General features: G+C 60.9%; 13 protein-coding genes and 1 tRNA gene. 3 read left to right on the forward strand and 11 right to left on the reverse strand.

Features of this window, described 5'->3' with window-relative positions; all coding sequences use genetic code 11:
- Nucleotides 1-143: 143 nt before the first annotated feature.
- On the reverse strand, nucleotides 144-1,043 hold the full coding sequence (locus BLL36_RS21275) for a LysR family transcriptional regulator (protein ID WP_076953281.1): 900 nt from the start codon (nucleotides 1,041-1,043) through the stop codon (nucleotides 144-146).
- Nucleotides 1,044-1,252: 209 nt separating this feature from the next.
- Between BLL36_RS21275 and BLL36_RS21280 the strand changes: the two genes are divergently transcribed.
- The 3 genes from BLL36_RS21280 to BLL36_RS21290 all read left to right on the forward strand — a co-directional run bounded on the left by BLL36_RS21280 (nucleotide 1,253) and on the right by BLL36_RS21290 (nucleotide 3,455).
- Nucleotides 1,253-2,521, forward strand: coding sequence for an aspartate aminotransferase family protein (locus BLL36_RS21280; protein WP_076953282.1), 1,269 nt, complete (start codon nucleotides 1,253-1,255; stop codon nucleotides 2,519-2,521).
- A gap of 359 nt (nucleotides 2,522-2,880) precedes the next feature.
- Entirely contained in the window at nucleotides 2,881-3,201 is a 321-nt protein-coding gene (locus BLL36_RS21285) for a helix-turn-helix domain-containing protein (RefSeq protein WP_076953283.1), read from the forward strand.
- A gap of 95 nt (nucleotides 3,202-3,296) precedes the next feature.
- The gene (locus tag BLL36_RS21290; RefSeq protein WP_003228885.1) at nucleotides 3,297-3,455 is read left to right on the forward strand and encodes a YqaE/Pmp3 family membrane protein; all 159 of its coding nucleotides are present in this window, start codon (nucleotides 3,297-3,299) and stop codon (nucleotides 3,453-3,455) included.
- Between the two features lie 5 nt (nucleotides 3,456-3,460).
- Here the strand turns inward: BLL36_RS21290 and pqqE are convergent, their stop codons facing one another.
- The 10 genes from pqqE to BLL36_RS21340 form a co-directional block, all read right to left on the reverse strand.
- Nucleotides 3,461-4,642: a pyrroloquinoline quinone biosynthesis protein PqqE gene (gene pqqE, locus BLL36_RS21295; protein WP_076953284.1), complete on the reverse strand. Its 1,182-nt coding sequence runs from the start codon at nucleotides 4,640-4,642 to the stop codon at nucleotides 3,461-3,463.
- The gene (gene pqqD, locus BLL36_RS21300) at nucleotides 4,584-4,859 is read right to left on the reverse strand and encodes a pyrroloquinoline quinone biosynthesis peptide chaperone PqqD (RefSeq protein ID WP_076953285.1); all 276 of its coding nucleotides are present in this window, start codon (nucleotides 4,857-4,859) and stop codon (nucleotides 4,584-4,586) included. The genes pqqE and pqqD overlap by 59 nt, the downstream gene beginning before the upstream one ends.
- Nucleotides 4,856-5,608, reverse strand: a complete 753-nt coding sequence (pqqC, locus tag BLL36_RS21305) for a pyrroloquinoline-quinone synthase PqqC (protein ID WP_076953286.1) — start codon at nucleotides 5,606-5,608, stop codon at nucleotides 4,856-4,858. The genes pqqD and pqqC overlap by 4 nt, the downstream gene beginning before the upstream one ends.
- Nucleotides 5,609-5,619: 11 nt before the next feature.
- Nucleotides 5,620-6,531: a pyrroloquinoline quinone biosynthesis protein PqqB gene (gene pqqB, locus BLL36_RS21310; RefSeq protein ID WP_076953287.1), complete on the reverse strand. Its 912-nt coding sequence runs from the start codon at nucleotides 6,529-6,531 to the stop codon at nucleotides 5,620-5,622.
- A 66-nt stretch (nucleotides 6,532-6,597) separates the two neighbouring features.
- The gene (gene pqqA / locus BLL36_RS21315) at nucleotides 6,598-6,672 is read right to left on the reverse strand and encodes a pyrroloquinoline quinone precursor peptide PqqA (RefSeq protein ID WP_003194766.1); all 75 of its coding nucleotides are present in this window, start codon (nucleotides 6,670-6,672) and stop codon (nucleotides 6,598-6,600) included.
- A 159-nt stretch (nucleotides 6,673-6,831) separates the two neighbouring features.
- A complete protein-coding gene (pqqF, locus tag BLL36_RS21320) occupies nucleotides 6,832-9,180 on the reverse strand; it encodes a pyrroloquinoline quinone biosynthesis protein PqqF (RefSeq protein WP_076953288.1) in 2,349 nt (782 codons plus the stop codon).
- 48 nt (nucleotides 9,181-9,228) lie between these two features.
- Nucleotides 9,229-10,023: a carbon-nitrogen hydrolase family protein gene (locus BLL36_RS21325; protein WP_076953289.1), complete on the reverse strand. Its 795-nt coding sequence runs from the start codon at nucleotides 10,021-10,023 to the stop codon at nucleotides 9,229-9,231.
- Nucleotides 10,024-10,034: 11 nt separating this feature from the next.
- Nucleotides 10,035-11,753, reverse strand: a complete 1,719-nt coding sequence (locus BLL36_RS21330) for a flavin monoamine oxidase family protein (protein ID WP_076953290.1) — start codon at nucleotides 11,751-11,753, stop codon at nucleotides 10,035-10,037.
- A gap of 145 nt (nucleotides 11,754-11,898) precedes the next feature.
- The gene (locus BLL36_RS21335) at nucleotides 11,899-12,345 is read right to left on the reverse strand and encodes an Lrp/AsnC family transcriptional regulator (protein WP_076953291.1); all 447 of its coding nucleotides are present in this window, start codon (nucleotides 12,343-12,345) and stop codon (nucleotides 11,899-11,901) included.
- Nucleotides 12,346-12,430: 85 nt separating this feature from the next.
- Nucleotides 12,431-12,507 (reverse strand) — tRNA-Ile (locus tag BLL36_RS21340).
- Nucleotides 12,508-12,511: the final 4 nt, after the last annotated feature.

Here is a 12,511-nt window from a genome sequence, read left to right on the forward strand (position 1 = left end):
ACTTCACATGGACGTCGCGCAGGAAGCGCAAAGCAACAACACGGACACGTAGGATTCTGCCAGGAAGGCGGAGTGAAATGGATGTCAGGGAAACAGTCTGCAAAGCCCCGCTTCGGCGGGGTTTTCTTTGGCCTGCGAAAAAGTCAGGCGGGCGCGTGCGGGGCGTTCATCACGTCTTCCAGCAAGGTGCGCAGCAACGCCACCGTCGCCTGCTGGCGTTGCACATCGCGGCACACCAAGCCCACTTTCAGCGGCACCCTCGGTTCACTCAAGGGTTTCCACAGCAGCGACTGGCTGTTGTGTTCGTCCTGGGAACGTCCTGGCAACACGGTCGCCAGCTTCGTGTGAGGCAAGCTGTCGAGAATCCCCACCATGGTGTTGAGCTCCGCCTGCACTTGCGGACGACGACCAAGGTTGGCCAACTGGCCCTGCCAGATCTGCCGGACCTGGAATTCTTCGCCCAACAGCAGCATCGGCAGTTCTGCCGCCTGTTTCAGCGAGACTTTCTTGAATTCGCGCAGAGCATGGTCCTCGGGAATGACGACCTTCAGCTCATCTTCATACAACAAAACGCCGTGCAGTCCCGGCTGGCGTGGCGGCAGGTAGCTGATACCAATGTCCAGCGAACCATTGAGCAAGCGCCGCTCGATCTCAATCCCTGTCAATTCATAGATCTGTACCACCAGATGCGGCTGGGCTTTGCGCACGCGTTCAAGCATTTGCGGTACCAGGCTGGTGTGCACGGTTTGCAGCACGCCGATGGCCAGGGTGCGCATCGCCTGGCCCTTGAAATTACGCAACGCTTCGACGGCCTGCTGCATCCCGTCAATCAATGGCAGCGCGTGGTTGTACAAGGTGTGAGCCGCCAGCGTCGGCAACAGGCGCTTGCTGCTGCGCTCGAACAGGCTCACATCCAGGTTCTGTTCCAGCTGGCGGATCTGCTGGGACAGTGCCGGCTGGGAGATCGACAGACGCTCCGCGGCACGGCCGACGTGGCCTTCCTCGTACACCGCGACGAAATAACGCAGTTGCTTGAAATCCATAAGGCTTACTTATCGAAAATGCTGGAAAAACGAAATGGCTGCCGCCCGCCGAGACGCCTAGTCTAGCGCCTATTCGCAGGGCTTACAGGGCCGGATCGGGCAATGAACAGCGCGCATGTTGAAAGCGTTTACATAGGCAAGGCAAACAATCTTCACCCCGCTTACAGGGCGCATGCCGACCAAGGTCCGGTTGCCAACGGCGGTGACCTGTGAACCTGTTCACTAGGCGTCGCCCGGCACCGAGCCTGGACGACCTGATCCTGGATGCCCCAGGCGGCAGTCTTTGCAGCGAATCCTTGATGCCCACGGTGGTCCGTCCGCCTCAAGTCTTCGTTCGTGGCCAAGGCTCTTGGCTGTGGGACAGTGACGAGCGCGCCTACCTGGACTTCAGCCAGGGCAGCGCCGCCAACAGCCTCGGCCACAGCCCGCAGGTGCTGATCGAAGCGTTGGCCGACCAGGCCCAGGCGCTGATCAACCCAGGCAAAGGCCTGCATAACCGCACCCAGCTCAACCTCGTCGACCGCCTATGCCATCGCACCGGCAGCGACCAGGCGTACCTGCTCAACAGTGGCGCGCAGGCCTGCGAAGCAGCGATCAAGCTGGCGCGCAAATGGGGCCAACTGCACCGTGGCGGCGCCTACCGCATCATCGGCGCGAGCGGCGGTTGCCACGGCCACAGCTTTGCGGCGTTGGCCGCCTCGGCGGGCGCTGTCGCCAACCGGTTTGAACCGCAGTTGGCGGGCTTCAGCCATGTACCGTTCAACGACTTGGCAGCCCTGCATGCCGCCGTTGATGCGCAGACCGTCGCCATCATGCTAGAGCCGATCCAGAGCGAAGCCGGGGTGGTTCCTGCGACGGAGCATTATCTGAAAGGCGTCGAGCGGCTGTGCCGGGAATTGGGGATCTTGCTGATCCTCGACGAGGTACAGACGGGGATCGGCCGCTGCGGCAGCCTGCTTGCCGAACAACAGTACGGCGTACGTGCCGACATCATTACCCTCGGCAAAGGCCTGGGCGGCGGCGTCCCCCTCGCGGCGTTGCTGGCACGCGGCAAAGCCTGTTGCTTTGAAGTGGGCGAGTTGGACGGCACCCATCATGGCAATGCGCTGATGGCGTCGGCCGGGGTGGCCGTGCTTGATACGGTGCTGGAGCATGGCTTTCTGGAGCAGGTGCGTGACGCCGGTTTCTACCTTGGCGAGGGCCTCGCCCGTCTGGCTTATCGCTACGACCACGGCCAATTGCGTGGCCATGGCCTGATGTGGGGGCTGACGCTGTCGGATGATTCTGCGGATGCTGTCGTAAAAGCTGCCTTGCATGAAGGCCTGATCATTAACGCCCCGCAACCGAACTGCCTGCGCTTCACGCCGGCCCTGACGGTAAGCAAAAGCAACATCGATGAAATGCTCCTGCGCCTGGCCCGCGCTTTCTCGCGCGTGCGCACCGCGCAGCTGCACTGCCGCAAGGGCATCGCCGTTTAAACACCGATTTACTGAACCGTCTCGCGGCCTACGCGGCGCCTCCAGCCTGATTTTTTCGGCTGGGGGCGTTTTTTTGTCCGTCATGTTTGGATTGAAAAGGTTGATTGAGTCTCTGCGAAAACAATGGTTTTTTAACGAGCCTCGGCAAGGACTGCCGACGGGGCGCTGCGCGCGTTACTTCTAATCTATACCACTGGGTGGTATGTTTGTGGGAAGGGATATCCATGAGACTCAGGTTGTTCAAAACGCGCAAGTTTGCCGAAGCGGCCAGCAAGGCCTGGATCTGTGACTCGGAGTTAAGGGAGGCGTTTGGCCAATTCAGCGGATGCTGGAAATCAGAGAGTTTGTGGAGATACATCATGACCAAGAAATATAAAAGTGCGGCGTTTGAGTCCATTCACCACTCCGCCAAAGCGCTTTATGCCAACGGCGCCATCAGCAAAACCACGCTTCGTGAATATGACGAGGCATGCTTATCTGCCGTCCCGGAACAAATTCCGGCCGAACAAATCAAGCAGCTTCGTGAAAACAACCATGTGAGCCAACCGGTGTTCGCCCGTTACCTGAACACCAGCGCTTCCACGGTAAAAAAATGGGAATCTGGCGAGAAACAACCTAGCGGCATGGCGCTCAAGTTATTGAGCATCGTACAAAAACACGGGTTGGAAATTCTGGCCTGAAGATGGCCCAACGCCAGATCCCACTGAACCCTCACGAACGCTCAAGGTCGATTAGCTACACGGCTCGCACGAGCCGATTTTTCTGGAGCTGACCCATGGATTTCATTCGTATCATCATCGCCATTCTGCTGCCGCCACTGGGTGTGTTCCTGCAAGTGGGCTTCGGCGGCGCGTTCTGGCTGAACATCCTGCTGACCCTGTGCGGCTACATTCCAGGCATCGTGCACGCGGTGTACATCATCGCCAAGCGCTGAGGTCGTCAGCCTTTTGCGATGAGTCGTGAGTTGCGCTCGTTGCGAAAGGCCAATTGCTCGATGGTCTGGGTGGCGTGTTCGGCGTCTTCGCGCGCTTGCAGGATGATGCCGTGCTGCTCGGACTTGCTGCACACCGGGTCGGCATTGCTCGCATCCCCCGTGAGCATGAAGGCCTGGCACCGGCAGCCGCCGAAGTCCTTTTCCTTTTCGTCACATGACCGGCACGGCTCGGGCATCCAGTCGTAGCCGCGAAAGCGGTTGAAGCCGAACGAGTCATACCAGATGTGCTGCATGCTGTGGTCGCGCACGTTGGGAAATTGCACTGGCATTTGTCGAGCGCCGTGGCAGGGCAGGGCGGTGCCATCGGGCGTCACGGTCAGGAAAATGCTGCCCCAGCCGTTCATGCAGGCTTTCGGGCGCTCTTCGTAGTAATCCGGCGTGACAAAGATCAGCTTGCACGGGTGGCCTTCGGCTTCCAGCTTGGCGCGGTATTCGTTGGTGATGCGTTCTGCGCGCACCAGTTGCTCCCGGGTCGGCAACAGACCCACGCGGTTGAGCTGCGCCCAGCCGTAAAACTGGCAGGTGGCGAGTTCGACAAAGTCCGCCTCCAGCGCGATACACAGCTCGATGATGCGGTCGATCTTGTCGATGTTGTGCCGGTGGGTGACGAAGTTCAGCACCATCGGGTAGCCGTGGGCCTTCACCGCGCGGGCCATTTCGAGCTTTTGCGCGAAGGCCTTTTTCGAGCCGGCCAACAGGTTGTTCACCTGTTCGTCGCTGGCCTGGAAGCTGATCTGGATATGGTCCAGGCCGGCCTTCTTGAAGTCGCTGATCTTCTGCTCGGTCAGGCCGATGCCGGAGGTGATCAGGTTGGTGTAGAAGCCCAGCTTGCGCGCCTCAGCGATCAGCTCGGCGAGGTCTTGGCGCACCAGCGGCTCACCGCCGGAAAATCCCAATTGTGCGGCACCCATCTCGCGGGCTTCACGAAACACCTGGATCCATTGCTCGGTGCTCAACTCCTTGCCCTGCTCGGCAAAGTCGAGCGGGTTGGAGCAATACGGGCACTGCAGCGGGCAGCGGTAGGTCAGCTCGGCCAGCAGCCACAATGGCAGGCCAATCGCTGGCTTCTCAGGCAAGGGTGATCCAGTGCTCAGCACGGGCGACCTCCATGAATTGCTCGATGTCATCACCAAGCTCAGGCACGCCGGGGAATTGTTGATCCAGTTCGGCGATGATCGCCGCCACGTCGCGCTCACCGTCGATCAAGCCACCGATCAGCGCTGCGCTGTCGTTGAGCTTGATCATGCCTTCGGGATAGAGCAACACATGGCCCTTTTGCGCGGGCTCGTACTGGTAGCGATAGCCTGGGCGCCAGGTCGGTTTTCTGCTGCGATCAAAACTCATAGAGGGATCCCTTTATGCCACACCCGTTGCTCGGTCACGCTGTGATACGGCGGGCGTTTGAGTTCGTAGGCCATGCTCATGGCATCGAGCATGCTCCACAGGATGTCCAGTTTGAACTGGAGAATTTCCAGCATGCGTTCCTGGCCTTCGTGGGTGGTGTAGTGCTGCAGGGTGATCGCCAAGCCGTGTTCTACGTCGCGACGGGCCTGGCCCAGGCGGGTGCGGAAGTATTCATAACCGGCCGGGTCGATCCAGGGGTAATGCTGCGGCCAGCTGTCGAGGCGCGACTGGTGGATCTGCGGCGCGAACAGTTCGGTCAGCGAACTGCTGGCCGCTTCCTGCCAACTGGCGCGACGGGCGAAGTTGACGTAGGCATCCACCGCAAATCGCACACCGGGCAATACCAACTCCTGGGAGCGCAGTTGGTCCGGGTCGAGGCCGACAGCCTGGCCCAGGCGCAGCCAGGCTTCAATGCCGCCGTCTTCACCGGGAGCGCCGTCATGGTCGAGCAGGCGCTGGATCCACTCGCGACGGATCTCACGGTCCGGGCAGTTGGCCAGGATTGCGGCGTCTTTCAGCGGAATATTCACCTGATAGTAAAAGCGGTTGGCGACCCAGCCCTGGATCTGCTCGCGGGTCGCACGGCCTTCATACATCGCCACATGGTACGGGTGATGAATATGGTAGAAGGCGCCCTTGGCCCGCAGGGCTGCTTCGAATTCAACGGTGGTCAACGGCGTGTCAGTCATTTCGGTCGCTCCTACAATTCAATGCTCATGCCGTCGTAAGCCACTTCTACATTGCGCCGCGCCAGCTCCGCTCGCTCGGGGGAATCTTCATCGAGGATAGGGTTGGTGTTGTTGATGTGGATAAGTACCTTGCGCTGGCGGGGCAATTGCTCAAGCACTTCAAGCATGCCGCCGGGGCCGTTCTGTGCCAGGTGCCCCATTTCGCGGCCGGTACGGGTGCCGACGCCGCGGCGTTGCATTTCATCGTCATCCCACATCGTGCCGTCCACCAGCAGGCAGTCGCTGCCGGCCATGATGTCCAGCAACGGCGCGTCGACCTTGCCCAGGCCTGGGGCGTAGAACAATGTGCCGCCGGTGCGCAGGTCTTCGACGATCAGGCCGATGTTATCGCCCGGGTGCGGGTCGAAGCGGTGCGGCGAGTAGGGGGGCGCAGCGCTGCGCAATGGCAGAGGCGTGAAACGCAGGTTGGGGCACGCCGGGATGGTAAAGCTGGCGTCCAATTCGATACGGTTCCAGGCCAGGCCGCCATTCCAGTGGGTGAGCATGCTGAACAGCGGGAAGCCGGTGCTCAGGTCTTCATGGACCATGTCGGTGCACCACACTTGGTGCGGGCAACCTTCGCGCAGGCTCAACAGGCCGGTGGTGTGGTCGATCTGGCTGTCCATCAGGATGATCGCGCTGATGCCGGTGTCACGCAAGGCACGGCCAGGTTGCATCGGGGCGAAACCCTGAAGCTGCGCGCGGATATCCGGCGAGGCATTGCACAGCACCCAGTTCACGCCATCGTCGGAGATCGCGATGGACGATTGGGTACGCGCCTGGGCCCGCAGGCTGCCATCTCGGAAACCCGCGCAGTTCACGCAGTTGCAGTTCCACTGCGGGAAACCACCGCCGGCGGCGGAACCTAGAATCTGGACAAACATGGTCGCTCCATCAAGCTCAAAACAAAAACGCCCCGGGCGAACCGAGGCGTTGTATTACCCAGCGGATTAACGGCTGGCGAAGTACATGGTGACTTCGAAACCGATGCGCAGATCAGTGTAAGCAGGTTTGGACCAGGTCATATTCTTACTCCTACGAAGGGATGGGACGTTTACTACCAAGTAATACATATAGTCCACCTCCAGTCGGAGATGTTCAGATGTGTGCGTGGGAATGTTACGCAATTCTTTTCAAGTTAGCGCTGTCTCGGTGGAAAAAGCCTATTGCAGAGGCGGCAATGATCAATCAGCTGCTTGCCAGGCAACCGAGACTCGAGGGCCGTTGGCCACGCAGCGCCAGCCGCCTGCAGCGTCCTTCAATTGCCCGACGGCAACCTGCAGTGCCGCCCGTGAACAGGTTTGGATCACGGATTGAAGATCAGCCAGATAACCCGACGGATGGCCTGCCAGATGGGCGTGCCACAGCAATTCAGCGGCTTGGGCGTTGGGCAGGGTTTGTACTGAGAACTGCTGCGCCAAGGCCAGGTTGCCCAGGTCGTCGCTGTTCTCGATCATCCTCGGCAGTTGTTTCAGGAAATTTTGCAGCTGATCAGCAATTCCTTCCAGGGACACGCTGGGGGATTGCACGCCGAATAGCAGGCCGGTCTGGCCGTTTATCTGTCGGATGCCGCTGAATACTGCGTAGCCGATTTGCAGTTCTACCCGCAGGCGCTGGTAGAACGGTGCCTGAAGCAGATGGCCGAGCAATCGCCATGCCGCTTCATCCGTCAGGGACCGGCTTGGCGTTGGGCAAAACAGCAGCAATGCGGCTTCGTCAGAGTCGGTTTTCACCTCATGCCATACGCGTTCGCCGCTGAGGGCAGGCAATGTGTGATCCAGCTTCGCGGGCTGTCCAGGCAAACGGGTCGCGGCTGTTTTGACCGCAGCTTCATATGCGGGCGGAAAACCCACCCCCAAGCCTTGCCAGTGGGCGGTGGCCCACGAAACGGGTTGGGGGTCGACGGTGCTGCAGCAAGCGGGCAGCACCTTGAGCAATGCTCGGATGGCGATCATGGCGGAATCGGTGGATTGAACCTCTTGCGGTTGGTTCAGGCGTTGCGCCAAGGCGTCCAGCACGGCAGGCATGGGCTCCTGCAGCCCAATCATCTTCACCAGCGAGTCTTTACCCAAGCTTTCGAACGACAACTCTACGCCGGCCTGACGGGCATTTTCGCGCAGCGACTGCACTGCTGTTTCAAGGCCGGAAGGGGCCAAGCGCCATTGCAGGTACAGCGCCGCTTCATCACTGTCGTGCGCCAATGCCTGGCTGAAAGTCAGCGCTGATACCTCTCTGCGCCCCCGCGAGCGATCCTGGGCAAACGTGCGCAAGCCTCGATGGGCGCTGGTCTGGCCACGAATCAGGCCGGCGCGCTCTTCCCTGGTTGGTGGGCGTAGGAACGGGTTGTTCGGCGGCAGTTGCCAGCCGTGCTCGGAGGGCGGCAGGTGCAGCGAGACCAGCAGGGCCTTGAGGGCGACGACATCCTGTTCCGAAAGGTCTTGGCTGTCGTTTCTGGCCAACGCCAGGGCGCCCTGAATCTGTTGTTGGCGAGCGGCCAGCAGCGCGAACTCTTCACGCAGTGACGTCCAATCGCTGTGCGCGAAAAAACTCAACCAGTCGTGCAACAACGCCTCGATCTGTGTGGCCGTCTCATTTTGGGTACTGAGCGTAAAGTCGATATCGACCACCGCTTGCCCGGCGAAGTGGTAAAGCACTGACGCCTGCAAGGCATTCGCCAGATGCCGCGCTTTCAATTCAGCCAGCAACCCGCCGGGTGCCGAGGCGTTAAGCCAGGCGCAGAGGAAATCCAGCGCTTCACGGGGCACATCGCACGTGATGACGTGGTGCAGGTGGTTGTGGGCGATGTGCTGATAGCTGCGCGCGTGCCCCTGCATCAATGCCGCAGGCGCGGATTGTGGGCGTAGAGGCCCCGAGGTCAATTGTTCGCTGAACTGCTGCGCCAGGTTTTGCAGTGCTTGCAGCGACTGCGGACCGGCCAGGCTCAACGTCATCTGCCCGCTCTGGTAGAAATGCGCGTGGAAGTCGCGCAATGCTTGCTGAAATGCCTCACGCTCCACCGGCAGGCTGTCACGGTTGCCGGCATGAAAGCCTCGCAGCGGATGGTCCGCCGCCAGGCCCTGCAGCAACGCGACCTGCTGCTGCGCCTTGGCGTCCTGGGACCAGGCGACAAATTCCGCATGCAACACTTCGCGCTCGCGCAGTTGGTCTTCCAGCGCCAGCCGCGGAAGGGTCAGCATGTCCGCCAGACGCTCCAGCCCACCGGTAAACGTTGCAGCTGGCAGCTCGAAGAAGAACTCCGTGGTGCGCTCACGGGTGCTGGCATTGACCTGGCCTCCATGACGTTGCACGTAGGCCATCAACCCTTCATCAGCGGGAAAACGCTCGGTACCGAGAAACAACAAGTGTTCCAGGAAATGCGCCAGTCCCGGCCATGCCAATGGCACGTCATGGCTGCCGGCATCCACCCGTAGGACGGCGGCGCAACGCTTCAAGCGCGGTGCATGACGCAAGGAAACCCGCAAGCCATTGGCCAGGGTCAGATGGAGAGGATGAAGGTGGGCCGGCGCAGGCATGGGCACTTCCGAAGCGTATGAAATGCCTATGCTAACAAACCCTTCGAGTCAGGGTTTGAGCAGCGCACCATACAGCTCGGGGCGCCGGTCTTGCAGGTAGTGGTTGGCGGCGCGCGCATCGAGGATCGATTGTCGCTCCAGCGTGCCGACGATCAGGGCTTCATCCAGGCCGGCCTGAGCGATGCGCTGGCCATTCGGTGCGGCGATGCTGCTTTGCCCGCAATACTGGATCTCGCCTTCGTGCCCGCAGTAATTGGCATAGGCCACATAGCACTGGTTTTCAAAGGCCCGTGCGCGCACGGTGACATCGGCGACAAAGTCGAACGGCACCATATTGGCGGTGGGCACCAGGATCAGTTCGGCGCCGGCCAGGGCCAGGCGCCGAGTGTTTTCCGGGAACTCCAAGTCGTAGCAGATCAGGAAACCCAGCGTCCAACCGTTGAGTTGCACCAGCGCGAAATCATCTTCGCCGGCACTGAACATCGAGCGGTCCAAATCTCCGAACAGGTGCGTCTTGCGGTAGTTGCGCAGGCGTTGGCCGTGGGCGTCGATCAACTGCACGGCGTTGTAGATCTGGCCGTCTTCGGCCCGTTCCGGGTAACCGTACAGGATCGCCAGCCCGGCGCTTTTGGCCAGTTCGGCGATCGCCTGTGCCGACGCCCCGTCCTGCGCCTCGGCCAGGGCTCCCACGGCCTCGGCGCCGATGTTATAGCCGCTGAGAAACATCTCCGGCAGCACCAGCACATCGGCGTCGGACGCCTCATGCGCCAACTGATGCAGGCGCTTGAGGTTGGCGGCCACATCCAGCGGCAGGGGCGGGCATTGGTAGAGGGCGACACGCATGGCTTGGCTCCTTACTCAGGCAGGGCAATCGGCCCGATTTCATCGAATACATCGCCCGGCCCCGGGTTCTCGGGGTGAGTGCTGCCGCCGAAGTGATTCATGATGCCCCACACCGCATTCAGTGAGGTTTGCACCGCGCCTTCGACCCATGCAGGCGTCCAGGAGACGTCGTCACCGGCGATAAAAATCCCACGCTGTTCGGCGGGCATGTCCTTCTGCATGAAGTGCGCATACATACGCTGGTTGTAGCGATAGTGACCGGGCAGGGCGCCCTTGAAGGCCCCGAGGAAATGCGGGTCGGCTTCCCACGACACCGTGATCGGGTCGCCGATGATGCGCGTCTTGATATCGACTTTCGGGTAGATCTTGTTCAGTGCATCGAGGGCCAGCTTCACGCGTTTATCGATGGGCTGCGGCAGCATTTTCAGCGCGTCGCTCATCCAGGAGTACGACAGGCAGATCACGCCTGGCCTGTCGTCACCGTTGTCGAACTTGCCGTTTTCAAACAGGTACGTGCCACGGGTGAGGCGATCGGTGAGCGTCATGCTCATCAGGTCGCGCCCGGTTTCCGGGTCTTTGTCTTTCCAGAACGGGCGGTCGACCATCACAAAGGTTTTTGACGATTGCATGTAGCGGGTGCGGTCCAGGGCCATCCACATCTTTTGCGAGAACAGGGTTTCGTCGCATTCGATCTGGGTGGTCAGCAGCCAGCTCTGGCAGGTGGTCAGCACGGCGGCGTATTCGCGGGTGTCACCGTAGTTATCGGTGACGGCGAAGCGGCCATCGGCGGCGTGGGCGATGCGTTTCACCCCGGCCCGTGGCGCACCGCAGTGCAGCGAACTGAGGCTGGTGCCGGCCGGCCAGTGGGCGCAACGCTCCGGTACATGGCGCCAGATACCCATCGGTACCTGGGCGACGCCGCCGACGATCAGGTGCTGGTGATCGTCGCAGTTGGTCATCACCACGCGAAAGATTTCCAGCATCGAGTTGGGAAAGTCCGAATCCCAGCCACCGGTGCCGAAACCGACTTGGCCGAACACTTCGCGGTGGTGGAACGACAGCTTCGCAAACGCCTTGGAGGTGGCGACGAAGTCATAGAAGGTGCGGTCGTCCCACAATGGCACCAGCGTGTTCCACAGCGCCTTGAGGCGCGGCACGTCACGGTCGCGGATGGCTTGCTGGATATCGGCGAACTGCGAGCCGGCTTCCAGCGCATCGGCCCAGGCGTCAGCCACTTCCTGGAATAGCGCGGGCAAGTCGGAGAGTTTCTGTGCGTAGTGGGTCTGGCCTTCGAGGTCGATCACCGTGCTGCCCGACGCCGGAGTCAGCGGGTTAGGAAACGGTTTGGTTTCCAGCCCCAGCTTGTCCACGTAGTGATAGAACGCGGTGGACGACACCGGGAAGCGCATGCCGCCCAGTTCGGCGATGATGCCTTCGGCGCCTTCAAACGCCTGGGAGCGCAGGCGGCCGCCCATTTTCGAGGCTTCATACACCACCGGCTTGAGGCCCAGCTTCATCAGCTCGTAAGCGGCCACCAGGCCCGCGATCCCCGCACCGACTATCGCCACTTCCGCGCCATGGTTGGCGGCGGGGATACTGCCCAGGCCGGCCGGGTGCTCGATCCAGTCATCAAAGGCGAACGGGAAATCCGGGCCGAAGATGGTGATGGGCTTCTTACCGTCGACCGGGTGGCGATGGGGCTTGGCGAGGGTGCTGGACGGAATGCTCATGGCTGACCTTACTGGCGACTGGGCGGACGTGACCCGCTGAGTATAGGAAAAGATGGCAGCCAGTTTAGGGAGCGTAGCGTTCGTTATTAAGACGCAATGTGTCGTCGGATTGAGTTGATTTCAGTCGTAACGACGAGATCGCTGGTCAGATTGGTTGTCCGCGATCCAGTTTGTTGCTAAGGATGATCGAAGTGGTGGTTTTTTCCACACCGTCCACGCTGCCGATCTGGTCGAGCAATTGATCGAGCTGTTCCGGCGAATCCGTGCGCAGCCAGGCGACGTAATCGAACTCGCCACTGACCGCGCACAACTGCTGCACTTGCGCCATGGCGCTGAGCCGGCGCAGCACTTCCTTGCCCGAGCGCGCCTGCACAGTGATGCCGACATACGCCTGCAAACCGCCATCTACCACGCGCTTGCCGAGACGCACGCCATAACCGGTAATGACCTGGGTTTTTTCAAGGCGAGCCAGGCGCGAGGTCACCGTGGTGCGTGCGATGCCTAGCTGCCGAGCGAGCATGGCCACGCTTTCGCGGGCGTTGAGCTGCAGGGCGGCGATGAGTTGGCGGTCGATTTCGTCTAGGGCGGACAAGGCGGGCTCCGGTGTTGGCGGTGATAGGGAGCATGTTACAGACTTCCAGACACACAAAAGCCGCGCAATGCGCGGCTTTCTTGTTTGGTGGGCCCAGTAGGACTCGAACCTACGACCAAGGGATTATGAGTCCCCTGCTCTAACCAACTGAGCTATAGGCCCTTAA

This window comes from Pseudomonas cedrina subsp. cedrina, assembly GCF_001983175.1.
GTDB classification, from domain to species: domain Bacteria; phylum Pseudomonadota; class Gammaproteobacteria; order Pseudomonadales; family Pseudomonadaceae; genus Aquipseudomonas; species Aquipseudomonas cedrina.

What these genes read in the sequence shown, in the direction of transcription:
- BLL36_RS21275 (WP_076953281.1), bottom strand. Translation starts at nt 1,043, where the DNA reads ATGGATTTCAAGCAACTGCGTTATTTCGTCGCGGTGTACGAGGAAGGC.
- BLL36_RS21285 (WP_076953283.1), top strand. Translation starts at nt 2,881, where the DNA reads ATGACCAAGAAATATAAAAGTGCGGCGTTTGAGTCCATTCACCACTCC.
- BLL36_RS21290 (WP_003228885.1), top strand. Translation starts at nt 3,297, where the DNA reads ATGGATTTCATTCGTATCATCATCGCCATTCTGCTGCCGCCACTGGGT.
- pqqE (WP_076953284.1), bottom strand. Translation starts at nt 4,642, where the DNA reads ATGACATCGAGCAATTCATGGAGGTCGCCCGTGCTGAGCACTGGATCA.
- pqqD (WP_076953285.1), bottom strand. Translation starts at nt 4,859, where the DNA reads ATGAGTTTTGATCGCAGCAGAAAACCGACCTGGCGCCCAGGCTATCGC.
- pqqC (WP_076953286.1), bottom strand. Translation starts at nt 5,608, where the DNA reads ATGACTGACACGCCGTTGACCACCGTTGAATTCGAAGCAGCCCTGCGG.
- pqqB (WP_076953287.1), bottom strand. Translation starts at nt 6,531, where the DNA reads ATGTTTGTCCAGATTCTAGGTTCCGCCGCCGGCGGTGGTTTCCCGCAG.
- pqqF (WP_076953288.1), bottom strand. Translation starts at nt 9,180, where the DNA reads ATGCCTGCGCCGGCCCACCTTCATCCTCTCCATCTGACCCTGGCCAAT.
- BLL36_RS21325 (WP_076953289.1), bottom strand. Translation starts at nt 10,023, where the DNA reads ATGCGTGTCGCCCTCTACCAATGCCCGCCCCTGCCGCTGGATGTGGCC.
- BLL36_RS21330 (WP_076953290.1), bottom strand. Translation starts at nt 11,753, where the DNA reads ATGAGCATTCCGTCCAGCACCCTCGCCAAGCCCCATCGCCACCCGGTC.